Genomic DNA, 23326 nt, shown 5'->3' on the forward strand with positions numbered 1-23326 from the left:
CCGACAGGACGGCGTAGAAGATGCCCTCGCCGGTCATCGGGTTGATCAGCGACGCGGCGTCGCCGGCGAGCAGCACCCGCCCGTCGGGCTGGCGCGGCCGGCCGGTCGACAGCGGTAGCCGGTGCGCCCGCAGCCCCTCCGGCTCCCCGCCGGCCCAGCTGCCGGGCAGCAGCCGGGTCAGCCCCTCGACCAGGGCGGCCCGGGTGGCGCCCCCGGAGACCAGCTCGCCGTAGCCGACGTTGGCCCGCCCGTCGCCGAGCGGGAACGACCAGGCGTAGGCAGGCCAGCGCTGCTCGGTGGTCACCAGCACCTGGGTGCCGGCCTGACCGGGCAGCTCGGGCGCGTAGCCGCGCAGCGCCACGGCCATCCGGTCGTCGCGGTTGCGGGGCAGGCCCACCGCGCGGCGGACGACGGACTCCGCCCCGTCGGCGGCCACGAGCACCCCCGCCCGCAGGACGCCGTCGACGTCCACGCCGTCGGGCCCCGGGGTCACCGACCGGACGGCGTGCCGGCGGAAGGCCGCGCCGCGGTCGAGCGCGGCGGCCAGCACGCGGGCGTCGAACACCTCCCGCGGCACCACCGACGACGGCCGGTGCGTGGCCCGCTCGACCACCGCCCCGCCGGGCGAGCGCAGCGACAGCCGCGGCGCGGGTGCGTAGCCGGCGACCAGCGCGGCGACGTCGACCCCGAGGCCGGCCAGCACGTCGAGGGCCTCCGGGGCGATGCCGTCGCCGCAGACCTTGTCGCGCGGGAAGTCCGCGCGGTCGAGCACGAGCACCGAGGCGCCCGTCTCCCGGGCCGACAGCGCGGCGGCTGCCCCCGCCGGGCCGCCGCCGACGACCACGACGTCCCAGCGCTCCACGACGGCGACGCTACGGCCCCCGGCAGGGTCCCGCCGCGAGCTAGCCGGTGGCGGGGGGCAGGGGGTCCTTCCGCCACTTGCGCGGCGGGTGTTCGTAGCCGGCGACGAAGTCGAGCAGGCCCGCGGCGTCGGTCACCACGCCGAGCGCGTCGAGCCGACGCCGCTCGAGGTAGCCGTCGTCGGCCATCCGCCGCAGCTGGGCCAGCAGCGGCTGCCAGAAGCCGTCGACGTCGAGCAGGGCGACCGGCTTGGCGTGCAGGCCGAGCATCCCCCAGGTCCAGGCCTCGAACAGCTCCTCGAGGGTGCCGGCGGCGCCGGGCAACGCGATGAAGGCGTCGGCGAGCTCGGCCATGCGGGCCTTGCGCTCGTGCATCGAGGCCACGACCTCCAGGCGCGGCAACCCGGGGTGGGCCAGCTCGTCGTCGACCAGGTGCTGCGGGATCACCCCGACCACCTCGCCGCCGGCGGCCAGCGCGGCGTCGGCGACGGCGCCCATCAGCCCGACGTGCCCACCGCCGTAGACGAGCCCGACCCCGGCGACGGCCAGCCCGGCGGCGAGCGCCGCAGCCGCCTGCTGGTGCGCGGCCGGTCCCGACCGGCTGCCGGTGAAGACGGCGATCCGCACGCTCGGCACGGTATCCGTCTCGCTCCTCGGCCCTCCTGCAGGGTCCTTCCACGTGTGGTGGGGGCGGGAGGGCCCGCCGTCAGGCGCCGTAGTAGCGGTAGACCGGCTCGGCGATGCAGGCCGGCTTCTCGCTGCCCTCGCGCTCGATGACGGCGCTGAAGGTCAGCTGCAGCCCGCCGGCGACCTGCTCGACGTCCTCGAGCGTCGCGGTCAGCCGCACCCGGGAGCCCACCGGCACCGGGGAGGGGAAGCGGACCTTGTTCAGGCCGTAGTTGACGCCCATCGCGGTGTCGGTGACCACGAGGACCTGCGCGAACAGCGGCACCAGCAGGGACAGCGTCAGGTAGCCGTGTGCGATCGGCCCGCCGAAGGGGCTCTCGGCCTTCGCCCGCTCGACGTCGACGTGGATCCACTGGTGGTCGCCGGTGGCGTCGGCGAAGGTGTCCACCCGGTCCTGGGTCACCTCGAACCAGTCGCTGGTGCCCAGCTCCTGGCCCACCAGGCCGGAGACCTCGGCCATCGTCGTCGTGGTGGTCACGGACCCTCCCGTTCCTCGGCTGCTGCTCCCGCAGGATCCTGCCAGTGCGCTCCGGCGGCCCGTGGCGCGGCTGCGGTCTACTGGGTGGGTGGCGACCAGCGGGCTGACCCCCACCGACGGCTGGACGACCTGCGACCTCGGGCACCGGCACTGGGGGCGGGCCGGCGCCGCGGGCCTGCTGGTGCACCGTGACGGCGACGAGGGCCCCGAGCTGCTCCTCCAGCACCGGGCGCTCTGGTCGCACCACGGCGGTACCTGGGGGACCCCCGGCGGCGCGCTGCACCTCGGGGAGTCACCGGAGCAGGGTGCGCTGCGGGAGGTCGAGGAGGAGCTGGGGCTGCCCGCCGCCGCCCTGGTGCTCGGCGCCCGCTCCGTGGACGACCACGGCGGCTGGGCCTACACCACCGTGCTGGCCCGCCCGGCCGGCCCGCTCGACCCGAGCCGGCTGCAGCTCGACGGCGAGAGCACCGGCGTGGCGTGGGTGCCGCTGGCCGTGCTGCACCAGGTGACCCTGCACCCCGGCCTGGCCGCCTCTCTGGACCGGCTGCGACCGCTGCTGTCCCAGGCCGCGGCCTAGCGCTGCGCCACCGTCACGGTGAGCGCCCGGTGGTCGCCGACGGCCAGCGCGTGCGCGGCGGCGCCGGACCCGGAGAGCCCGCCGTCGAGGGCGAGCACGTGGTCGAGCTGGGTGCGCGGCGAGCCCGCCGGGAAGCTCGGTTCGCTGACCAGCCGGGTGGCCCGGAGCAGCCGGGCCGGCACGCTGCCGGGCAGGTTGAGGTCGCCGGCCAGGACCACCGGCCCGGGCAGGGACGCCGCCCAGCGGCGCAGCCGGCGCAGCTGCCCGATCGCGGTGGGCGGCGAGAACGACAGGTGGGTGGCCACCACGGTGAGCCCGTCCAGGCACGCGGCGACGGCGATCCGCGGCTCGTCGGGGACCCACCACAGCCGCGGCCGGCCGGTCGCGGGGTCCGGGGCCCGCACCGGCAGCCGCGCGCGCCCGGTGCCCAGCCCGAGCGACGCCCACCGCCGCACCGGCCGGCGGCTGACCAGGGCGATGCCGTAGGCCGGTCCGGTCACCGCGCTGCCGGGACCGCGCAGCGCGGTCGGGTCGGCGGCGGTCCAGGTGCCGCGGAAGGGGCTCGGGGTGCCGGTGAGCGTGGCGGCGGCGCGCCAGTCGGCCCCGCCGAGCGCGCCTCCGAGGACGGCGGCCTGGTCGGTGCCGCCCGAGCGGGGCTGGCCGGCGTCGACCTCCTGGACGGCGAGCACGTCGACGTCGAGGCCGTCGAGGGCGGCGGCCAGCCGGGACGCGGTCAGGACCCGGCCGTCGCTGCCGCGGCCGGAGGCCATGTTGAAGGTGCCCACGCGCAGGGCGGCGCCGTCGGGCACCGGACGGACGCTACCGGCGGCCTCGCGCCCCCGCCGTCCGTCCTCCCTCCCCACGGCGCGTCCTCCCCGACCGCGGGCGACCGGGGAGGACGCGCCACGATCAGGTCACCTGATCGTGGCGCCGCGGGGCGCCGGACGTGCCCTGCCCCGGGACCCGGGCGCGGCTAGGTTGCTGGCATGAGCGCCCGCGACGACGTCTCGGAGACCTTCGACAGCGCGGCGTGGGAGCCCGTCCCGGGCCTGGAGCTCGGCGACCTCACCTACCACCGTGCCGTCGACGCCGGCGTCGTCCGCATCGCCTTCGACCGGCCCGAGGTGCGCAACGCCTTCCGCCCGCAGACGGTCGACGAGCTCATCACCGCCCTCGAGCACGCCCGGCTGTCCACCGACGTCGGCTGCGTGCTGCTGACCGGCAACGGCCCGAGCCCCCGCGACGGCGGCTGGGCGTTCTGCTCCGGCGGCGACCAGCGGGTGCGCGGGCGGTACGGCTACGAGCACGAGAAGGGGCGCACCAGCGGCCGCCTGCACGTGCTCGAGGCGCAGCGGCTCATCCGGTTCATGCCGAAGGTCGTCGTCTGCGTCGTCCCCGGGTGGGCGGCCGGGGGCGGGCACAGCTTGCACGTCGTCTCCGACCTCACCCTGGCCAGCGCCGAGCACGCGCGCTTCAAGCAGACCGACGCCGACGTCGGGAGCTTCGACGGCGGCTTCGGCTCGGCCTACCTCGCCCGTCAGGTCGGCCAGAAGTTCGCCCGCGAGATCTTCTTCCTGGGCGACGAGTACTCCGCCGCCGACGCCCACCGCATGGGCATGGTCAACGCCGTCGTCCCGCACGCCGAGCTGGAGGCGACCGCGCTGGACTGGGGCCGGCGGATCGTGGCCAAGAGCCCGACCGCCCAGCGGATGCTCAAGTACTCGTTCAACCTGATCGACGACGGACTGGTCGGTCAGCAGCTGTTCGCCGGGGAGACCACCCGGCTGGCCTACACGGCCGAGGAGGCGGTGGAGGGGCGGGACGCCTTCCTGGAGAAGCGCGACCCGGACTTCTCCCGCTTCCCGTGGCACGTCTGAGGACACGACGCTCTAGGAGGTCGCTGTGATCGTCGAGGTGGTGACGGGCGCCGACGAGCGTCCCGAGGTGCGGGTCGTCGACGTCGACGACCTCGCGCGACTGCACCTGGCCCTCGGCCAGGTGACCGACGAGGAGGCCGACGCCGCACTGCGCGAGGCCGGCCTCGGACGGCTGGAGGACGCCGACTCGGGCGTCCTGGACGCCGCGGCGCTGCGGGCCGCCGCCGAGTCGCAGGCCGGGTCGCAGGCCGGCGCGGGCGACTGGGCCCAGCGCTGGGAGGGCCTCCTGGAGACCGCCCGGGACCGCGGCTGGTCCGTCGACGACGGCGCGGGGCTGCGGGTCCACGTCGAGGGCGCGGCCGGGGCCTGAGCGAGGGGTCGCGGCGACCCGCCGGGTGATCAGATGCCCCTGGTCGTTGTGGTGACTCCATCGACAGGTCAGGATGTGACTGTGCACAACATGATGACGTGCGAACGGTTCCGTTCGTGAGTGGCACCCCGGGGCGCCCGCTGAGCGCCGAGCTGTCCGAGCAACTGGTCGCGGTCGCTGTCGACATCCTCGCCGAAGAGGGCTGGGGACGGCTCAACAGCGACCGCGTCGCCGCCCGGGCCCGGGCGGGCAAGGCCGGCATCTACCGGCGCTGGCCGTCGATGTCGGCCCTGGCCCGCTCGGCCGTCGGGCGCTTCACGCTGGTCGGGATCCCGGAGGACGAGGGCTCGGTGCGGGGCGACCTCGCGGCCCTGGTCGCGTCGTGGCAGCGGCCGCTGACCCGCGAGGAGCGGGCCGTGGCCAGCATCGTCGGCGCCGCCCGGCACGACGAGGACCTGCGCGCCGGGCTCGACGCGGCGCTGGTGCGCCCGCTGACCGAGGTCGTCGACCGGCTCGGTGCGCGCTGGGCCGACCGTGACGAGGAGCCGGTGCCGGCCGAGCGACTGGCCCTGCTGCGCTCGGTGCTCGAGGCCTTCTGGTGGCAGCGGCTGACCGCCGCCGGCGACGGCGCGATGGTCGCCGAGCACGTCGACCAGGTCGTCGACGACGTCCTGCTGCCGATCGTGCTCCCCGCCGCGGTACCCGCCCGCAGCTGAGTCGCCCGGGCCGGTCCCCGGCCCACGAGGCGTGCGTCCGGGGGCGTGCGCCCCTGCGGTGTGTCCGGGGACGCACCTGCCGGCACGGCGCCGCTCAGCTGGCGCGCAGCGCCTCGGGTTGCACGGCGTCCTCGCCGGCGACGAGCTGCTCCGTCACGTCGCTCTCGAAGCGGGTGAGCAGCTGCGCGGCCAGCTCGCGGGCCGCCGCGGCCAGGGTCGGGACGTCCTCCGGCGCCGGCAGGGGATCGCGCGGCTCGGTGACCAGCATCCGCGTGGTGGCCAGCCAGGTGGCCGCGACCAGCCCGGCGGTCACCGCCGGGCGGACGGGGCGGGGCGACTCGGCGCCAGGGCCGGTCCAGGCCTCCAGCAGCGCCGCCCGCAGCCGGCTCTCGGACTCGTGCACCAGTTCCCGCTCGGCGGCCTGCAGTCCCGGCGAGGACCCCAGGACGGTGACCAGGCGGCGGCCCTCCGCGGTGGCCAGCCCCTCGACGTGGTCACCGATGGCGAAGACCAGGTACCCGCGCAGCGCCCGGAGCGCCGGGACGCCGGCCGGTCGCTCCCGGACGGCGTTCTCGGGGCCGGACACCCACGGCGTCCGCTCGGACCAGTAGAGCTCCTCCTTGGTGGCGAAGTGGTTGAACACCGTCTGCACCGCCACGTCCGCCGCGGCCGCGACGTCGGCGATGGTGACGGTGTCGAAGCCGCGCTCGGCGAACAGTCGCTGGGCCGTCTCGCGGACGTGCGCGCGGGTCAGCGCCTTCTTCTGCGCCCGGCGGGAGTGCTCACTCACGGTGCGGAGGATAGCAACGCTGTGTACGTGACTTGACCGGTGCGCAGGGGTATCAGCCGTTGCCGACGGTGGCCGGCGGTCGCTCGTCCGCCCCGGCCGGCACGGGCGGGGACGGCGCGGACGTGAGCGGGGGAGCGGTCACCCCCCGATCGTCCCCCACGCCGTCCCGCTGCGCGGAGCGGGCCCGGGCCGCCCCGGCGTCGGCCGGGCCCCGGCCGTGGGGTTGGCTGCAGCGCGGACGACGGAGGGCACGGCGCCGCGCGCGTGGGGGGAGGACCGGACACCGGTGTGGACCAGGGGAGCGGTGCTGCGCGGCGCGGGCACCGAGTACGAGATCGTCGACCTGGAGGTCGTGGACCCCGGTCCGGGTGAGGTCCTGGTCGAGATGGCCTATGCGGGCCTGTGCCACTCCGACGAGCACCTCCGGCACGCCAACCCCGGCGGCCGCTACCCGATCGTGGGCGGCCACGAGGGCTCCGGCGTCGTCCTCGCCACCGGCCCGGGCGTCACCGGTGTCGCGCCCGGCGACCACGTCGTCACCAGTTTCCTGCCGGCCTGCGGGCACTGCCGGTACTGCGCCTCCGGCCGCTCGAACCTCTGCGACGCCGGGGCCACCATCGCCCTCGGGCAGCTGCCCACGGGCACCTACCCCTTCCGGCTGGACGGCGAGCCGCTCGGCGGGTTCTGCATGGTCGGCGCCTTCGCCCGGCACGCGGTGCTCAGCGAGTACTCCTGCGTGCGGATCGACCCGCACCTGCCGCTGGACACCGCCGCGCTGACGGCCTGCAGCGTGCCCACCGGGTGGGGGTCGGCGGTGTACGCCGGCGGCACCCGGCCGGGCGACGTCGTCGTGGTGGTCGGTCTCGGCGGGGTCGGCGTCAACGCCGTCCAGGGCGCGCGGCACGCCGGCGCGGCGTTCATAGTCGGGGTCGACCCGGTGCCGATGAAGCGGGAGTTCGCCGGGTCGCTGGGCGCCACGCACACCGTCGCCGACGCCCGCGAGGCCGCGCAGCTGGCGAGGGAGCTGTCGCGGGGGACCGGGGCCGACGTCGTGGTCGTCACCGTCGGGACGATGTCCGACGAGGTCATGGCCGGGGCGTCGGCGTGCGTGGGCAAGGGCGGCACGCTGGTGCTCACCGCGCTGGCCGACCGCCCGCGGGAGGGGATCGTCGCGCTCAGCGGGCAGGTGACCACGGTCTTCGAGCACCGCGTCCAGGGCGCGCTGTTCGGCTCCTGCAACCCCTTCCGCGACATCCCGGCGCTGCTGCGGCTGGCCGAGCAGGGACGGCTGGAGCTCGACGCGCTGGTCACCCGCCGGTACGCCCTCGACGAGCTGGGCCAGGGCTACCGCGACCAGGCGGCGGGCGAGACGGTGCGGGGCCTGCTGGTCCACGGCTGAGCAGGCGCGGCCCCGCCGGGGTTCGGCTCCGGCGGGGCTGGGCAGTGCCCCCGCCGTGACCCGACCCCTCGTCGCCGTCCTCGACGTCGACGGCACGCTCGTCGACACCAACTACCAGCACGCGCTCGCCTGGTACCGCGCGTTCCGCTCGCTGGGCGAGACGTTCCCGGTCTGGCGGATCCACCGGCTCATCGGCATGGGCGGTGACCAGCTCGTGGGGGCCATCGGCGGTGAGGAGCTCGAGCAGCGGGTCGGCGAGCAGGCGCGTGAGCGCTGGGTCGAGGAGGTCGACGCGCTGATCGACGAGGTCGCGCCGCTGCCCGGTGCGCGCGACCTGCTCGCCGGTCTGCGCGGGCGCGGTCACCGGGTGGTGCTGGCCAGCTCGGGCAAGCCGCACCACGTGGACCACTACCTCGACCTGCTCGACGCCCGGGACCTCGCCGAGGCCTGGACGACGAGTGGGGACGTCGAGGCGACCAAGCCCGCCCCCGACCTGCTGCAGGTGGCTCTGCGGAAGCTGGGCGAGCCCGAGGACGCGGCCAGCGTGCTGGTCGGGGACTCGGTGTGGGACGTGCGGGCCGCCGGCAACGCCGGCATGCCCGCCGTGGTCGTGCGGTCGGGCGGCTTCGGCGACGACGAGCTGCGCGAGGCCGGGGCGGTGGCCCTCTTCGACACCCCCGGTGACCTGCTCGCGGGCCTCGACGGGACCCCGCTGGCATGAGCCTGCGGGTCGGTCTGGTCGGTGCCGGAGGGGTGGGCGCCCGCCACGGGCACACGCTGAGCGGCCTGGACGGCGTCGAGCTGGTGGGGGTCGCCGACGCCGTCCCGCACGCGGCCGCCGCGCTGGCCGCCGAGCTGGGCGTGCCCGCCGTCGACGACGTCGGCCGGCTGCTCGGCTCCGGCCTGGACGCCGTCTGGCTGTGCGTGCCGCCGTTCGCCCACGGGGAGCTCGAGCTCGCCGTGGTGCGGGCCGGCCTGCCGCTGTTCGTGGAGAAGCCGCTGGGCGCCGGGCGCGCCGTCGCCGAGGAGGTGGCCGCCGCCGTCGCCGGGGCCGGGGTGCCGACCGCGACCGGCTACCACTGGCGGCACCTGGACACCGTCGCCGCCGCCCGCGAGGTGTGTGCGGCCGCCCCGCCGCGGCTGGTCTCGGCCACCTGGCTCGACAAGGTGCCGCCGCCTGCCTGGTGGGCGCGGGCGGAGCGCTCGGGCGGGCAGGTCGTCGAGCAGGCCACCCACGTGCTCGACCTCGCCCGCCTGCTCGCCGGCGAGGTGGCCGAGGTGCAGGCCGTGGTGGCGCCGTCGTCGGTGGAGGGCCGGGACGTCGACGACGCCACGGCGGCGGTGCTGCGGTTCGCCTCCGGCGCGGTCGGCACGCTGACCGCGGCCTGCGCGCAGCCGGCCAAGACCCGCGCCGGCATCGAGCTGTCCTGCGCCGGCGCCGCCGTCGAGCTCACCGAGACCTCGCTGGCCGTGACCACCGCGGCCGGCACCGAGCGCTCCGAGCCCGCCGTCGACGCCCGCACCGCCGTCGACCGGGCCTTCGTCGACCTGCTGGTCGGTGGCACCCGCGCCGAGGGGCTGGTCGACTACACCGAGGCGCTGCGCACCCACCGGCTGGCCGTCGCGATCGCCGAGTCCGCGCGCACCGGGGAGCCCGTGCGCCTCTGACCGGCCCGGCGCAGCACCTCGGCGTAGACCCGCTCGTAGGCCGCCGTCATGACCGCCGGGGCGAACCGCCGCCGGGCCTCCTCCGCGCAGGCCAGCGGGTCGATCCCCCCTATCCGGGCCAGCGCCGAGGTGAAGCCGGCCTCGTCGTCGGCCAGCAGCCCGGTGCGGCCGTCGTCGACCAGTGAGGGCAGGCAGCCGCGGGCCATGGCCACCACCGGCGTGCCGGCCGCCAGCGCCTCGCAGACCGCGGTCCCGCCGGGCTCCTCCCAGCGGATCGGGAACAGCACCGCACGGGCGCGGCGCAGGAGGTCGGCCTTGCGCGCGCCGGCCACGCTGCCCACCCAGCGCGCCTGCTCGCCGTCGAGCAGCGGGTCGACGCACTCGCGGAACCAGGCGACGTCGGGGTGACCCAGCGCCGGGTGCCCCGGCTCGGCCAGCGCGGCGTCGAGGGCGGCGCGGTCGGGGAGCGGGCCGACCGGGCCGGCCAGGACGAGCGGGACGCCGGCGGCGCGGCAGGCGCGCACGGCGGTGTCGGTGCCCTTGAGCTCGCAGAGCCGCGAGAGCACGAGCACGGCGCCGTCGCGGTCCTCGCGCGGCAGCGGCGGCGGCCCGTCGACCGGCACGGCCAGCGGGACGGCGGCCAGGGTCTGCCGCCGCAGGCGGTCCGGGCCCCGGGCCACCTGGCTGTCGGAGACGCCGGCGAAGAAGACCCGGCCGCGGCCGTCGAAGCGCTCGTAGAAGTCGGCGTTGCGACGCAGGTCCCAGTGCAGGGTCTGCAGCACCGGGGGCGCGGCCGGGCCGAGCGCGCCGAGCACCGCCGGGCCGACGACCTCGAGGTGGGTGTGCACCAGGTCGAAGGGCTCCCCGGCGGCGGCCGCCGCGGTGACGGCGTCGACGACGGCCAGCGCGTGCGCGTGCGCCATCCCCACCACCTGGGCGTAGGGCGCGCCGAGCCGGTCGAAGCGGCCGGTGGGGAAGGCGCTGACCAGGCCGTCGACGGGCAGCGTCGAGTCCCCGGAGGCGGCCAGGACGACGGTGTGGCCGCGGGCCCGCAGCTCGGTGGTCAGCGTCGCGACGACGTTCTCCAGGCCGCCGTAACCCTCCGGCGGGACGGGCAGCCAGGGTCCGGCGTCCACCAGCAGCCTCACCGGCGGCGCCCCTGCGCCCCCGCCGCCGCCAGCACCGTCCGCATGGGCGGCCGCTCGGTGACGCCCACGTCCCAGCTCACCGCCTCCACGCCGTCGCCGGTGCGCAGGAACTGCAGCAGTTCGGGGGCCGGTGCGCCGCCACGCAGGCGCCGGGCCATCGCCGTCTGCAGGATCTGCCCGGCCATGCGGCCCAGCGCGGCGTCGGACTGGTGGCCGTGGCGGCGGGTGCCGAGGTCGACCTGCGCCAGCGCGTCGACACCGGCCAGCGCCGCCAGGTCGACCAGCAGGCCGAACTCGACGCCGTAACCGGAGACGAACGGGACCTGCTCGAGCAGCTCGCGGCGGCCGGCGTACTCGCCCGACAGCGGCTGGACGAACCCGGCCAGCTCCGGCCAGAACGCGTTGAGCAGCGGGCGGGCGACCAGCTCGGTGACCCGCCCGCCGCCGGAGGGGACGATGCCCTCGGTCGTGGACAGCGGGCGGTCGTAGAGCGCCTTGACGTAGCCGATGCCCGGGTCGGTGAGCAGCGGGCCGAGCAGGCCGACGACGAACTGCGGGTCGAACCCGACCAGGTCGGCGTCGACGAAGACGACCAGGTCGCCGGTGGTGGCCGCCAGCCCCTTCCACAGCGCCTCGCCCTTGCCCGGCACCCGGCCGTGGGCGGGCAGGACGTCGGCGACGTCGACGACGCGCGCGCCGGCTGCCGCGGCGACCGCGGCGGTGCGGTCGGCCGACCCGCTGTCGACGACGACCACCTCGTCGACCAGCGGTGCGCGCAGGACCAGTTCGTCCCGGATCACGGTGACGATGGCGCCGACGGTGGCCTCCTCGTCCAGCGCCGGCAGCACGACGCTGACCGTGGTCCCCTCGGCCCGTCGGGCGTCGGCCAGTTCGGCGGCCGACCACGAGGCGGCGGAGAAGGTGCGCCGGCGCAGCCAGCGGTGGACGTCAGGGCGCACGGGCTGCTCCCCCTGCTCAGGCGCCGGCTCCACTGCGCGGCACGGGTCCCCCGGCGCGCCAGCATGCCGCACGCGTCGTCGTCCGCGCGAGGACCGCGCACCCACGGCCGGACGAGGGGCCGACCCGGCCACGGGCCGTGGACTCAGACGACGCCGGCGCGGTCGGCCCGGTACCCGGCGACGGTGACCATCGGCGGCCGCTCGTCGACGGCGACCGGTGTGCTGACCGGCACGAAGCCGGTGCCGTCGCTGCGGAACTGGGTGAGCAGCCCGCCGGCGTCCGCGCGGACGCCGGGGACGCGCGAGAGCACCGCCGACACGACCTGGCCGGCCATCCGGCCCAGCGCCTCCTGGTCCTGCGAGGTGTGCCGGCGGACGCCGAGGTCGACCTGGGCCAGGCCGGGGAGGCCGAGCAGCCCCAGCAGGTCGACCAGCAGGCCGACCTCGACGCCGTAGCCGGACAGGAACGGCACCTGCTCCAGCGCCGAGCGGCGGCCGGCGTACTCGCCGCCCAGCGGCTGCACGAAGCCGGCCAGCTCCGGCCACAGCGCGTCGAGCAGCGGCCGGGCGGTCAGCTCGGTGACCCGGCCGCCGCCGGCGGGGGAGGTGTGGCCGGACAGCTCCAGCGGCCGGGTGTAGCAGCCCTTGACGTAGCCGACCTGCGGGTCGGTGAGCAGCGGGGCGAGCAGCCCGGGCACGTAGTGCGTCACGTCGCCGAGCAGGTCGGCGTCCAGGAACACCAGCAGGTCGCCGGTGGTGGCCGCCAGCGACTTCCACAGCGCCTCGCCCTTGCCCGGCCGGGTGCCGTGGGCGGGCAGCACGTCGGCGGTGGCGACGACGTCGGCGCCGGCGGCCCGGGCGATCTCGGCGGTGCGGTCGGTGGAGTCGGAGTCGACGACGAGCACCTCGTCGACCAGCGGGACCCGCCGCACCCACTGCTCGACCAGCTCCCCGGCCAGCCGGCCGACCGTGGCCTCCTCGTCGCGGGCGGGGAGGACGACGCTCACCCGGTGTCCGCCCCGGCGCTTGCCCCGGAGCAGGCCCTCGACGTCGAGGTCGGCGGCCGAGCGGGCGGTGTACGTGCGGCCGGAGAACCAGGCGCGGGCGTCGGGTCGCATCGGCCCACTGTCGTGGACGCGGCGGCAGCGGCGCCACGGTGGCGAGGGGAGTTCACGTCGCCGTGGCCGGGCGTTCGCAGCGGGGTCTCACACCCGGCTGGGGTCGGCCTCCCGCAGTGCGGCCGGGCTGTCGGGACCGACGGTGGCGTCCGCCGCGTCGGGCTCCGGGTGACCGAGCTCGCTGAGCCAGCCGCGCAGCACCCGGTGCAGCTGCTCGGCGCCGACGACCTCGCCCGGCGCGGTCAGCGTCCGGGGGTGGGCGAGGAAGCCGCGCTGCTGGGGGCCGCCGAGCCCGCCGTGCGAGCCGACGTGCGGCTCGAAGGGGGAGGCCTCGTCGGTGTCGGGGTCGTAGCGGCTGTTGACCATGACGTCGGGGCAGTGCGGGAAGGCCGAGACCCGCGCCACCAGCCCGGCCGCGTGCTCGCCGTAGGGCGCCAGCGGGTCCTCGCCGAGCACCTCCCCGCTGGTCAGCCGGTGCACCCCGTCGCGGCCGAGGACCACCGGCCCCTGCTCCTCGGAGTGGACCAGCAGGAAGCCCACGCCGTCGTGGTCGACCAGGGCCGGCAGCAGGTCGGGCCAGTGGTGCTCGATCTCCTCCAGCGGCACGCGGCCCGGCAGGTCGGGGAACGAGATCCCGGCGGTGTGACCGGAGACGACGACCACCACCCCCGGCGCCACCCGGGCGACGCGGCCGGGCTGCCCCGACGGCGTGCGGTGCCGGTGCTCGGCGGCGCCGGCGGTCTCCACCCGCTCGCGCAGCCGGCGGGCGATCACGCCGGGGCCCGACGCGGCCTCGGCCAGCGCGGAGGCGACCTGCCAGCCCTCGGCCGGCCGGCGGCTGTCGCGGGGCTCGGGGCCGTGGTGACCGGGCGCCGGCGAGCCGCCGCAGTGCCGCCCGACGAAGGCCTCGATCGTCTCCCCGAACCGCTGGGCGAACGCCTGGCCCTGCGTCTGGCCGTGGTCGGAGAGCAGCACCAGGTGGTACGGGCGCGGGCCGAGCTGGACCGCGCGGGCGAGCCGGCCGATCTGCTGGTCGATGCTGCGCAGCACCTCGAGGGTGTCGAAGCGCTCGACGCCGCTGTGGTGGGCGACCTCGTCGTAGCCGAGGAAGTCGGCGTAGACCACCGGCCGGCCGGCCAGCACGTCCTCGAGGACCGCGGCGACGACGACGTCGCGGGCGATGACCGTCGTCCCCGGCCGGGCCAGCGGGTAGAGCCCGCCCCGGTTGACCCGCGGGCGAACGTCGGCCCGGCGCTGCCGGGCGGCGGCCGAGAGCTCGCGGTACACGTCGGCGAGGGACGTGCCGAGCGTGCGGACGGCGTTCACCGGGTTGGCGAAGTAGGCGTAGTAGCCCCCGCCCACCCGGTCACGGCGCCGGCCGGCCCGCCGCGGCACCACCAGCGGCAGCGAGCTCATGGTCAGGCTGACGAACGGGGCGTCGCCGCTGAACAGGTTGCCGCGGCTGGCGCCGCCGCCGGCCAGCAGCCCCCGGCCGTCGGAGTGCCGCCGCTCGACCTCGGCGGCGTCGGCCGGGTGGGACACCGAGACGACGTGGTCGCGGTCCTTCTCGTACCAGCGGAAGCCCAGGATGTCGTGGTTGGAGCCGTGCAGGATGCCGCACACCGAGGCGCCGGTCTGCGAGCTCCAGTCGGTGTGCCACCAGGTCAGCGCGTGGCTGCCCGAGCGCAGCCACGCGGCCAGCGTGGGCATGGACCCGTCGCGGACGGCGCGGCGGGCGACGTCGGCACCGAGGCCGTCGATCTGCAGGAACAGCACGCCGGGCGGGCAGGGCTCCAGGCTGGCGCCGCCCGCGCGACGCCGGGCGCGGCGGAAGAACACCTCGTCCTCGTCGATGGCCAGCGCGCTGCTGACCACCGCCGTCACCGCGGCCATGGCGACGACGACGAGCACGCCGGTGCGCAGGTCGGCCACCACCACGCCCGGCACGGCGAAGGAGACGGCGAGCACCGCGGCCCCCAGCAGCAGGAAGCTGCCCAGGCCCAGGGTGAACAGCGCGACCGGCAGGGCCACGCGCATGACCAGCGGCCAGACGACCCCGGCGAGCAGTCCGAGCAGCAGGGCGGCCAGCGGTGGCTGCCACCAGCCGCCCGTCGCGAAGCCGTCGAGCCAGCGGTCGAGGACGACCAGGGCCAGCGTGGTCAGCAGCCAGGTGAGCAGCACCCGGGCCGTCGTCCGCCCACGGCCGAGCACCCGGCCACCCGGGCCGCCCGGCCGGCTCACGCCGGGCCGCACGGCGTCGGGGTGTGCTCGTCCTCCGGCTCGGGCTCGGGGTGCCGTCTGCGGTGCGCCCCCGCGAGGTTGAGCACCGCCCCGACGAGGAGCACGAGGACGGTGGCCACCAGTGTGGCCACCAGCGGGTTGTCGAAGACGCCGCCGCTGACCACGCCGATCACCGCGTAGGCGACCGCCCACAGCGTCGCGGCCAGGAGCGACGCCGGCAGCAGCCGTCGCCACGGGTAGGCCAGCGCCCCCGCCGCGAGCAGCACGGGGATCCGGCCGGCGGGCAGCAGCCGGCCGACGACGACGACCTGCCAGCCGTGCCGGCGGAACTGCTCGCGCACCTCCTCGATGCGGTCGGCGTGCTGGCCGCGCGCCACCCAGCGCAGCGCGGCGGGTCCGCCGTACCGGCAGACGGCGAAGGTGACGACGTCGCCGGCCCAGGCGCCGAGCGTGGCCAGCAGGAGCACCAGCGTCAGGTCGAGCCGGCCGGTGCTGGTGGCCAGGGCCGCGGCGGCACCGACAACCGCGCCGGTGGGCACGACCGGCACCACCGAGCCCAGCAGCACGCCGCCGAGGACGACCGGGTAGCCGAGCGTGGAGCCGTCGGTCCAGCTCGCCGCCAGCGTCCCCGCTGAGGTCACGGCGCTCACGGCGTGCCTGCCGCGGTGGGCAGCACGACCGGCTCGCCGGGCTCGGTCAGCGCGACGGCGGTGGGCAGGCCGCGTGCGGCGACCGACGCGGCGAAGGCGCGCGGCGGGTCGCTGAGCAGCCGCCGGTAGCGCCCGGCGAGGCCGGGCAGCGTCGTCCCCCCCGCGACGGTGAGCGTGCCCCAGTGCACCGGGACGGCGACCGCCGGGCGCACCCGCGCCACCGCCTCGGCCGCCCGCCGCGGGTCGAGGTGGCCCGGGCCCAGCGTCGGTCCCCAGCCCCACACCGGCACGAGCGCGACGTCGACGCCGCGGTCCCCGATCCCGGTCATGCCGTCGTACAGGTCGGTGTCGCCGCAGGCGTAGACCGTCCGCCCGTCGCCCTCGACCAGGTGCCCGACGGCGGTCGTGTCGGGGCCGTGCGTCAGGCGCGGACCCCACCGGTGCCCGCTGTGCACCGCCGGGACGGCGGTCACCCGCAGGGCGCCGTGCACCAGCGACTCGCCGGGCGCGAGTTCGTCGACCCAGCGCTGGCCGCGGGACCGCAGCCAGCCGCCCGCCCCCCGGGGGACGACGACGCGCGCGTCGGGGTGGAGCGCCCGCAGCGAGGGCAGGTGCAGGTGGTCGCCGTGCAGGTGGCTGACCAGCACGAGGTCGACGCCGGCCCAGGACGCCGGGGCCGGGAGGGGGGCCACCCGGCGCAGCAGACCGACCGAGCGCGTGATCACCGGGTCGGTGAGCACGGTGCTGCCGGCCAGCTCGACGCGGACCGTCGAGTGACCCAGCCAGTGCAGCTCCATCCCACCCACCTGACCAGTATCGACCCGGGCACCGACGGGTTCGGCGCCGTCGCCCGCCGTCCGTCGTCCGGGGGGCGGCGCGCCGCTCCGGATGCGGGAGGGCCGGATGCGTCCCACCATCCGTGCCATGACCTCAGCGGGAGCAGACCCGGTGCCAGGGTCGGTGACGGAGCTGTCGGGAGAGCTGCGCCGCATGGCGCTGCACCTGGAGACCGCCGCGGTGCTGGAGCTCAAGGCCGCACGGGCCGAGCCCCGGCAGGGCGCGGTGCTCAGACGGCGTGCCGAGCAGCGCCGCCAGGAGGCCGCGCGGCTGCGCGAGCGGCTGGCCGCGTGCGGCGTCGTGCTCCCGCCGCGGGCCTCCCGCGCCCCGGCCCCCTGACCTCTCCGCGCACCCCCGTGGGGTGCGCGGAGCAGCCCGCTGCAGGGGTTCGTGGCGCTAGCGTGCCGGCGTGGCCACCTGGGCGGACGTGCGGCGCCTGGCGCTGGCGTTGCCGGAGACGACCGAGGGCACCTCGTGGGGCTCGGCGTCGTGGAAGGTGCGCGGGCGGGGCTTCGTGTGGGAGCGGCCGCTGCGCCGTGCCGACCTCGAGCACCTCGGGGACGCCGCCCCGGCCGGCCCGGTGCTGGGCGCCGCCGTGGCCGACGAGGGTGTCAAGCAGGCCCTGGTCGCCGACGACCCCGCCGTCTACCTGACGACGCCGCACTTCGACGGGTACCCCGCGGTGCTCGTGCGCCTGGAGCGGGTCGACGTCGACGAGCTGGCCGAGCTGGTCACCGAGGCGTGGCTGGCCAAGGCGCCCAAGCGCCTCGCGCAGGCGTTCCTCGCCGCCCGCCCGTGAAGAACGACGCTGCGCGCGCTCGCTGGAGGGGTGTTCCTCGTGCTCCGGGGGTCCTGCAGCACCCGCAGAGCACGAGGAACACCCCCCGGCGCGGCCCCCGGGCCGTTGGCGGACGGGAGCGTCCGGCACCGCCCGGTCCCGTCCGCGCGCCGGATCCGGTCGGGAGTGGCAGAGTTCTCAGCGTGAAGACCTGGCTCGATGCGTGGCCGGTGTTCCGGCAGCTGACCGGCCCCGACCCCCTCGGACGCGGCGCGGCCGCCCGCAGCAAGGCGACGGAGAACGTGGTGAGCCGCACGGCCACCGCCGACCGCGTCGTGCAGAGCGTGTGCCCCTACTGCGCGGTGGGCTGCGGGCAGCGGATCTACGTCAAGGACGAGCAGATCGTCCAGATCGAGGGCGACCCGGACTCGCCGATCAGCCGCGGCCGGCTGTGCCCCAAGGGCAGCGCCAGCAAGCAGCTGGTCACCAGCCCGACCCGCGTGACGACGGTCAAGTACCGCCGCCCGTACGGGACGGAGTGGGAGGACCTCGAGCTCGACACGGCGATGGAGATGATCGCCGACCGCGTCCTCGAGGCCCGGCGCAAGGGCTGGCAGGACGAGAACGACGGCAAGCGCGTCAACCGCACGATGGGGATAGCGAGCCTCGGAGGGGCGACCCTCGACAACGAGGAGAACTACCTCATGAAGAAGCTCTACAGCGCCATGGGCGCGATCCAGATCGAGAACCAGGCGCGCATATAGCACTCCGCCACGGTGCCCGGTCTGGGTGCCTCGTTCGGTCGTGGCGGCGCCACGAACTCCCAGGAAGACCTCGCGAACTCCGACTGCATCGTCATCGAGGGTTCCAACATGGCCGAGTGCCACCCGGTGGGCTTCCAGTGGGTGGCGGAGGCGAAGGCGCGCGGGGCCAAGGTCGTCCACATCGACCCGCGGTTCACCCGCACCAGCGCGATCGCCGACCTGCACGTGCCGCTGCGGATCGGCACCGACATCGCCTTCCTCGGCGGCCTGATCCGGTACGTGCTCGACAACGACCTGTACTTCAAGGAGTACGTCGTCGCCTACACCAACGCCGCGGCGCTGGTCGGTGCGGACTACGTCGACTCCGAGGACCTCGACGGCCTGTTCTCCGGGTTCGACCCGGACCGCAACCAGTACGACGAGGCGAGCTGGCAGTACGAGCCCGAGGAGCCGCCGCACTCCGGTTCGGACGACCCGGCCGGGGCCGCCGAGCAGGACCGCAGGGAGCAGGACCCGGAGGTCAAGAAGACCGACCACGCCCAGGCCGCCGGCAGCGGCGGCCCGCCGATCCCGGCCAAGCCCAAGCGCGACGAGACGCTGCAGCACCCGCGCTCGGTGTTCCAGATCCTCAAGCGGCACTTCGACCGCTACACCCCGGAGATGGTGGCCGAGGTCTGCGGCATCGAGCCGGAGGTCTTCCTCCAGGTCGCCCGCTGGGTGACCGAGAACAGCGGCCGCGAGCGGACGACGGCGTGGGTGTACTCGGTGGGCTGGACGCAGCACAGCGTCGGCGCGCAGTACATCCGCACCTGCTCGATCCTGCAGACGCTGCTGGGCAACATCGGCCGTCCCGGCGGCGGGATCCTGGCGCTGCGCGGCCACGCCAGCATCCAGGGCTCGACCGACGTCCCGACGCTGTACAACCTGCTGCCGGGCTACCTGCCCATGCCGCACGCGCTGCAGCACACCTCGCTGGACGAGTACTGCGCCGACGCCGCCGGCAAGGCCGGGTTCTGGGGCAACAAGCGGGCGTACACCGTCAGCCTGCTCAAGGCCTGGTGGGGGGACGCCGCGACCGCGGAGAACGACTTCGCCTTCGACTACATGCCGAGGATCGACGGCGACCACAGCTCCTACCGGCAGATCGTCGACATGATCAAGGGGAAGATCTCGGGCTACTTCCTGGTCGGCGAGAACCCGACGGTCGGGCACCCCAACGGGCGCATGAACCGGTTCGGATTGGCCAACCTGGACTGGCTGGTCGTCCGCGACCTGCAGATGATCGAGTCGGCGACCTTCTGGAAGGAGTCCCCGGAGATCGAGACCGGGGAGCTCGCCCCCGAGACGATCGCCACCGAGGTCTTCTTCGTGCCCGCGGCGTCGCACGCGGAGAAGGAGGGGACCTTCACCCAGACGCAGCGGCTGCTGCAGTGGCGGCACAAGGCGGTCGACCCGCCGGGCGACGCCAGGAGCGACCTGTGGTTCTACTTCCACCTCGGTCGCATGCTGCGCGAGCGGCTGGCCGGCTCCACCGACCCGCGGGACCGCCCGCTGCTCGACCTGACCTGGGACTACCCGACGCACGGTCACGACCAGGAGCCCAGCGCCGAGGCGGTGCTGCGGGAGATCAACGGCGTCGGGCCCGACGGGCGCGCGGTGTCGGGGTACATGGACCTCAAGGACGACGGCTCGACGACGTGCGGCTGCTGGATCTACTCCGGCGTCTACGCCGACGAGGTCAACCAGTCCGCCCGCCGCAAGCCCGGCCGCGAGCAGGGCCCGGTGGCCTCGGAGTGGGGCTGGGCCTGGCCGTACAACCGGCGCATCCTCTACAACCGCGCCTCGGCCGACCCGGACGGCAAGCCGTGGAGCGAGCGCAAGAAGTACGTCTACTGGGACGAGGAGGCCGGTCGCTGGACCGGCGTCGACAACCCGGACTTCGAGGCGACCAAGCGCCCGGACTACGTGCCGCCGGACGGCGCCAGGGCGCAGGACGCGATCGGCGGCACCGACCCGTTCGTCATGCAGGGCGACGGCAAGGCGTGGCTGTTCGCGCCGGCGGGGCTGGTCGACGGCCCGCTGCCGACCCACTACGAGCCGGCGGAGTCCGTCGTCGAGAACGCGCTGTACAAGCAGCAGGCCAACCCGACGCTCGAGCACATCGAGGGGCCCTGGAACCGGGAGAACCCGTCGCTCAGCGACGTCTTCCCGTTCCAGGTGACCACCTACCGGCTGACCGAGCACCACACCGCCGGCGCGATGAGCCGCACGCTGCCCTACCTGTCCGAGCTCCAGCCGGAGTTCTTCGTCGAGGTCAGCCCGGAGCTCGCCGAGCTGCGCGGCCTGACCAACGGCGGGTACGCCACGCTGGTCAGCGCGCGGACGGCGATCGAGGCGAAGGTGCTGGTCACCGAGCGGATCCGGCCGATCCGGCTGCGGGGCGGTCAGGTCGTGCACCAGATCGGGATGCCCTACCACTGGTCCTACAGCGGCCTGTCGACGGGCGACTCGGCCAACGACCTGCTCGGGATCGTGCTCGACCCGAACACGCACATCCAGGAGGACAAGGTCAGCACCGCCGACATCCGGCCGGGACGGCGCCCGCGCGGCCCGGAGCTCATCGAGTTCGTGGAGGCCTACCGGCAGCGCGCCGGCGTGCCCTCCGGGCGGGTCGGGGTGAACGGCCGCGACCCGGTCGCGGCCGAGGCCGGCGAGGGATCGCAGCTGTGAGCCCGCGAGGGATCGGAGCTGTGAGCCCGCGAGGCATCGAAGCAGTCAGCGCGCGAGGCATCGAAGCAGTCAGCGCGCGAGGCATCGAAGCAGTCAGCGGAGCAGAGAGGAGGCCGGCGTGACCTCGATGAGCTCGGCGAGCCCGGCCTTCACCGGGCGGGACCCCGACAACCGGCTGTTCGGGCCGCTGCCCGACGTCCAGCACGAGGCCGGCTACGACGGCGACCACCCGGCGCGGGTGGGGTTCTTCACCGACACCTCGGTGTGCATCGGCTGCAAGGCCTGCGAGGTGGCGTGCAAGGAGTGGAACACCCTGCCGATGGACGACTCGCACGGCGTGCGCGACGTCATGGGGCTGTCCGGGATGTCCTACGACAACACCGGCCAGCTGGGTGCCAACTCCTGGCGGCACGTGGCCTTCATCGAGCAGACCCGCACGGTCGACCTGCCGATGCCGACCTTCGGCCGGCCCGGTGACGACCGGCACGACGACGGCCGCTCGGTGGCCGACGGCCCGAACGACGGGAGCCTGGCGGCGGCGCAGCAGTCCGGCGTGCTCAACGCCGAGGCGCTGAGCGAGTTCGACCCGCAGACCGGGCAGTCGGGCACGGACAAGCAGATCCGGTGGCTGATGAGCTCCGACGTCTGCAAGCACTGCACGCACGCCGGGTGCCTCGACGTCTGTCCGACCGGGGCGCTGTTCCGCACCGAGTTCGGCACCGTCGTCGTCCAGGGCGACATCTGCAACGGCTGCGGCTACTGCGTGCCGTCCTGCCCGTACGGCGTCATCGAGCAGCGCAAGGACGACGGCCGGGTCTTCAAGTGCACGATGTGCTACGACCGGCTGACCGACGGTCTGCAGCCGGCGTGCGCGACCGCCTGCCCGACGCAGTCGATCCAGTTCGGCAACCTCGACGAGCTGCAGGCCCGCGCCGACGCGCGGCTGGCCACGCTCCAGGGGCAGGGCGTGGAGACCGCCCGGCTCTACGGGCGCGACGAGGACGACGGCGTCGGCGGCGCGGGGGCGTTCTTCCTGCTGCTCGACGAGCCGGAGGTCTACGGCCTGCCGCCGGACCCGGTCGTCACCACACGTGACCTGCCCGCGATGTGGAGGTCCGCCGGAGCGGCCGCGGTGATGATCCTCGGCGTCGCGCTGTCGGCCGTCCTCGGCTCGAGGAGGCCTCGGTGACCGAGGGGATCACCACGCCGGGCGCCGGCTGGCGGCGGGCGGACGGGCCACCGGCGCAGAAGCGGCAGAAGCGGCGCCGTCGACGCGGCGGGGGTCGCCCCGGCGGCGAGGTGGCGATGGTCGAGGAGGCCGAGTTCACCTCCTACTACGGCCGGCCGATCATCAAGCCACCGGTGTGGAAGACGCCGGACGTGCCGCTGTACCTCTTCCTCGGTGGCGCAGCGGGCTCCTCGTCGATCATGGCGGCGCTGGCCGACCTCACCGACCGGCCGGCGCTCACCCGCAACTCCCGCTACGTCTCCGGTGGCGCGGCGATCGCCTCGGTCGTGTTCCTGATCCACGACCTCGGCCGGCCCGAGCGGTTCCTGCACATGCTGCGGGTGATCAAGCCGACGTCCCCGCTGTCGATCGGCTCGTACATCCTGGCGCCGTTCAGCGCGGCGGCCGCGGCGACGGCGGCGGTGGAGCTGCTGGGCTGGTTCCCGCGGCTCAAGCGCTTCGGCGGGGTGGTCGCGGCGCTGTTCGGCGGCCCGTTGGCGACCTACACCGGGGTGCTGTTCTCCAACACCGCCGTCCCGTCGTGGCACGCCGCGCACAAGGAGCTGCCGTTCGTCTTCGGTGCCTCCGGGATGGCCGCCGGCGGGGGGATCGCGATGGCGATCAGCCCGATCGAGGAGTCCGGGCCGTCGCGCAAGATGGCGGTGACCGGCGCGGTGGTCGAGCTGGCCGCGATGCACCGGGTCGAGACCGAGTTCGGCGTCGTCAGCGAGCCCTACCACGAGGGCAGGGCCGGCACGCTGCTGCGCGCGGCGAAGTCCTGCACCGCGGCCGGTGCGGCGCTCACCGTCGTGGCCGGGCGGCGGCGCGCGGGCGCGGTCGCCGCGGGCGTCCTGCTGGCGGCCGGGTCGCTGCTCACCCGCTTCGGCGTGTTCGAGGCGGGCATGGCCAGCGCCAGGGACCCGAAGTACACCGTGATCCCGCAGCGGGAGCGGCTGGCCGCGCGGCAGAACGGGCACGCACCGACCGTCAGCCGCTGAGGCTCAGCGTCGGGACGGCGGCCGTAGCAGCACGCCGTCCTCGGCCGCACCCACAGCTGGGGTCGGCCTGCTGACCTGCAGGTGATCGGAGCGGACGTCGTCCACGTGTGCCCTGTGCGTCCTGGCATCGGCCTTGAGGGACCGGCGACCGCAACCGGATGCCGTTGATTAACGTGCAGCCGGGCATCGCCCCCGCGCTCCACCGAGCCCATGGCGTCAGGGCGTACTTCATGGAGTCGGATCTTCGGTAGGAGGCGTGGCACCGCCGGGACAGGACGGCGGTGGCGGCATCTGTGGGGAGGGTTGAACGAGCCTCCACGCCGGTGGGTGACGCCCGTTGCCCAACGGGCTACCGGCTAGGGCCTGTCTGGGCGATCTTGGCGTGTGAGGTCACACAGCCAGATCCGGATGGCCGCGACCGTGGTGGTGCCGGCGAAGATGTAGCCGCGTTTA

Annotated in this window: 24 protein-coding genes; 13 read left to right on the top strand and 11 right to left on the bottom strand. The window is 75.6% G+C overall.

Annotation, left to right across the window (positions count from 1 at the left end; genetic code table 11):
- From ABQ292_RS19450 to ABQ292_RS19460, 3 genes are all read right to left on the bottom strand, one after another.
- Positions 1-862 (bottom strand): NAD(P)/FAD-dependent oxidoreductase (locus ABQ292_RS19450; RefSeq protein ID WP_369209365.1); only part of this gene is annotated, 862 nt, incomplete at its 3' end.
- A 40-nt stretch (positions 863-902) separates the two neighbouring features.
- Entirely contained in the window at positions 903-1487 is a 585-nt protein-coding gene (locus ABQ292_RS19455; RefSeq protein WP_369209366.1) for an LOG family protein, read from the bottom strand.
- 79 nt (positions 1488-1566) lie between these two features.
- A complete protein-coding gene (locus ABQ292_RS19460; protein WP_369209367.1) occupies positions 1567-2025 on the bottom strand; it encodes a MaoC family dehydratase in 459 nt (152 codons plus the stop codon).
- Between the two features lie 88 nt (positions 2026-2113).
- Here ABQ292_RS19460 and ABQ292_RS19465 point away from each other — a divergent pair, with 88 nt between their 5' ends.
- On the top strand, positions 2114-2602 hold the full coding sequence (locus ABQ292_RS19465) for an NUDIX domain-containing protein (protein WP_369209368.1): 489 nt from the start codon (positions 2114-2116) through the stop codon (positions 2600-2602).
- Here ABQ292_RS19465 and ABQ292_RS19470 read toward each other — a convergent pair.
- Positions 2599-3411, bottom strand: a complete 813-nt coding sequence (locus tag ABQ292_RS19470; protein ID WP_369209369.1) for an endonuclease/exonuclease/phosphatase family protein — start codon at positions 3409-3411, stop codon at positions 2599-2601. The genes ABQ292_RS19465 and ABQ292_RS19470 overlap by 4 nt on opposite strands.
- A gap of 177 nt (positions 3412-3588) precedes the next feature.
- On the opposite strand from ABQ292_RS19470, the gene ABQ292_RS19475 reads away from it, so the two are divergent.
- From ABQ292_RS19475 to ABQ292_RS19485, 3 genes are all read left to right on the top strand, one after another.
- Complete coding sequence (locus ABQ292_RS19475) at positions 3589-4479, top strand: 1,4-dihydroxy-2-naphthoyl-CoA synthase (RefSeq protein WP_369209370.1); 891 nt, start codon at positions 3589-3591, stop codon at positions 4477-4479.
- A 25-nt stretch (positions 4480-4504) separates the two neighbouring features.
- Complete coding sequence (locus ABQ292_RS19480) at positions 4505-4849, top strand: hypothetical protein (protein WP_369209371.1); 345 nt, start codon at positions 4505-4507, stop codon at positions 4847-4849.
- A 116-nt stretch (positions 4850-4965) separates the two neighbouring features.
- The gene (locus tag ABQ292_RS19485; RefSeq protein WP_369209372.1) at positions 4966-5565 is read left to right on the top strand and encodes a TetR-like C-terminal domain-containing protein; all 600 of its coding nucleotides are present in this window, start codon (positions 4966-4968) and stop codon (positions 5563-5565) included.
- A 94-nt stretch (positions 5566-5659) separates the two neighbouring features.
- Here ABQ292_RS19485 and ABQ292_RS19490 read toward each other — a convergent pair whose 3' ends face one another.
- Positions 5660-6355: a TetR/AcrR family transcriptional regulator gene (locus ABQ292_RS19490; RefSeq protein WP_369209373.1), complete on the bottom strand. Its 696-nt coding sequence runs from the start codon at positions 6353-6355 to the stop codon at positions 5660-5662.
- A gap of 286 nt (positions 6356-6641) precedes the next feature.
- Here ABQ292_RS19490 and ABQ292_RS19495 point away from each other — a divergent pair, with 286 nt between their 5' ends.
- Genes ABQ292_RS19495 through ABQ292_RS19505 form a run of 3 tightly spaced genes read left to right on the top strand, consistent with a single transcriptional unit; the run spans position 6642 to position 9422 of the window.
- Entirely contained in the window at positions 6642-7754 is a 1113-nt protein-coding gene (locus tag ABQ292_RS19495; RefSeq protein ID WP_369209374.1) for an NDMA-dependent alcohol dehydrogenase, read from the top strand.
- A 55-nt stretch (positions 7755-7809) separates the two neighbouring features.
- Complete coding sequence (locus ABQ292_RS19500) at positions 7810-8475, top strand: HAD family hydrolase (protein ID WP_369209375.1); 666 nt, start codon at positions 7810-7812, stop codon at positions 8473-8475.
- Entirely contained in the window at positions 8472-9422 is a 951-nt protein-coding gene (locus ABQ292_RS19505; protein ID WP_369209376.1) for a Gfo/Idh/MocA family protein, read from the top strand. The genes ABQ292_RS19500 and ABQ292_RS19505 overlap by 4 nt, the downstream gene beginning before the upstream one ends.
- On the opposite strand, the gene ABQ292_RS19510 is transcribed toward ABQ292_RS19505, so the two are convergent.
- The 6 genes from ABQ292_RS19510 to ABQ292_RS19535 form a co-directional block, all read right to left on the bottom strand.
- Positions 9341-10558: a glycosyltransferase gene (locus ABQ292_RS19510; protein WP_369209377.1), complete on the bottom strand. Its 1218-nt coding sequence runs from the start codon at positions 10556-10558 to the stop codon at positions 9341-9343. The genes ABQ292_RS19505 and ABQ292_RS19510 overlap by 82 nt on opposite strands.
- Positions 10559-10566: 8 nt before the next feature.
- Positions 10567-11529, bottom strand: a complete 963-nt coding sequence (locus ABQ292_RS19515; RefSeq protein WP_369209378.1) for a glucosyl-3-phosphoglycerate synthase — start codon at positions 11527-11529, stop codon at positions 10567-10569.
- A gap of 143 nt (positions 11530-11672) precedes the next feature.
- Positions 11673-12647 (bottom strand): glucosyl-3-phosphoglycerate synthase, encoded by a 975-nt coding sequence (locus ABQ292_RS19520; protein WP_369209379.1) that lies wholly within the window; start codon positions 12645-12647, stop codon positions 11673-11675.
- Between the two features lie 87 nt (positions 12648-12734).
- Positions 12735-14900: a phage holin family protein gene (locus ABQ292_RS19525; protein ID WP_369209380.1), complete on the bottom strand. Its 2166-nt coding sequence runs from the start codon at positions 14898-14900 to the stop codon at positions 12735-12737.
- Positions 14885-15538 carry a DedA family protein gene (locus tag ABQ292_RS19530; protein WP_369209381.1) on the bottom strand — a complete coding sequence of 218 codons (654 nt, stop codon included), beginning with the start codon at positions 15536-15538 and terminating at the stop codon, positions 14885-14887. Before ABQ292_RS19530 ends, ABQ292_RS19525 begins: the two co-directional genes overlap by 16 nt.
- Complete coding sequence (locus tag ABQ292_RS19535) at positions 15535-16335, bottom strand: MBL fold metallo-hydrolase (RefSeq protein WP_369209382.1); 801 nt, start codon at positions 16333-16335, stop codon at positions 15535-15537. Before ABQ292_RS19535 ends, ABQ292_RS19530 begins: the two co-directional genes overlap by 4 nt.
- A 151-nt stretch (positions 16336-16486) precedes the next feature.
- On the opposite strand from ABQ292_RS19535, the gene ABQ292_RS19540 reads away from it, so the two are divergent.
- The 6 genes from ABQ292_RS19540 (at position 16487) to nrfD (ending at position 22873) form a co-directional block, all read left to right on the top strand.
- Entirely contained in the window at positions 16487-16714 is a 228-nt protein-coding gene (locus tag ABQ292_RS19540) for a hypothetical protein (protein WP_369209383.1), read from the top strand.
- A 70-nt stretch (positions 16715-16784) separates the two neighbouring features.
- Positions 16785-17174: an MmcQ/YjbR family DNA-binding protein gene (locus ABQ292_RS19545; protein WP_369209384.1), complete on the top strand. Its 390-nt coding sequence runs from the start codon at positions 16785-16787 to the stop codon at positions 17172-17174.
- Between the two features lie 182 nt (positions 17175-17356).
- Positions 17357-17917 carry a hypothetical protein gene (locus ABQ292_RS26740; protein WP_499803720.1) on the top strand — a complete coding sequence of 187 codons (561 nt, stop codon included), beginning with the start codon at positions 17357-17359 and terminating at the stop codon, positions 17915-17917.
- 12 nt (positions 17918-17929) lie between these two features.
- Positions 17930-20647 carry a formate dehydrogenase gene (gene fdh, locus ABQ292_RS19550; RefSeq protein ID WP_499803722.1) on the top strand — a complete coding sequence of 906 codons (2718 nt, stop codon included), beginning with the start codon at positions 17930-17932 and terminating at the stop codon, positions 20645-20647.
- Positions 20648-20774: 127 nt separating this feature from the next.
- Positions 20775-21836 carry a 4Fe-4S dicluster domain-containing protein gene (locus ABQ292_RS19555; RefSeq protein ID WP_369209386.1) on the top strand — a complete coding sequence of 354 codons (1062 nt, stop codon included), beginning with the start codon at positions 20775-20777 and terminating at the stop codon, positions 21834-21836.
- The gene (gene nrfD / locus ABQ292_RS19560; protein ID WP_369209385.1) at positions 21833-22873 is read left to right on the top strand and encodes an NrfD/PsrC family molybdoenzyme membrane anchor subunit; all 1041 of its coding nucleotides are present in this window, start codon (positions 21833-21835) and stop codon (positions 22871-22873) included. Before ABQ292_RS19555 ends, nrfD begins: the two co-directional genes overlap by 4 nt.
- Positions 22874-23326: the final 453 nt, after the last annotated feature.

The organism is Geodermatophilus maliterrae (genome assembly GCF_041018925.1).
Lineage (GTDB): Bacteria > Actinomycetota > Actinomycetes > Mycobacteriales > Geodermatophilaceae > Geodermatophilus > Geodermatophilus maliterrae.

Excerpts from the sequence above, each read along its gene's own strand:
- ABQ292_RS19475 (WP_369209370.1), top strand. The coding sequence starts at position 3,589 with ATGAGCGCCCGCGACGACGTCTCGGAGACCTTCGACAGCGCGGCGTGG.
- ABQ292_RS19505 (WP_369209376.1), top strand. The coding sequence starts at position 8,472 with ATGAGCCTGCGGGTCGGTCTGGTCGGTGCCGGAGGGGTGGGCGCCCGC.
- ABQ292_RS19520 (WP_369209379.1), bottom strand. The coding sequence starts at position 12,647 with ATGCGACCCGACGCCCGCGCCTGGTTCTCCGGCCGCACGTACACCGCC.
- ABQ292_RS19535 (WP_369209382.1), bottom strand. The coding sequence starts at position 16,335 with ATGGAGCTGCACTGGCTGGGTCACTCGACGGTCCGCGTCGAGCTGGCC.
- ABQ292_RS19555 (WP_369209386.1), top strand. The coding sequence starts at position 20,775 with ATGAGCTCGGCGAGCCCGGCCTTCACCGGGCGGGACCCCGACAACCGG.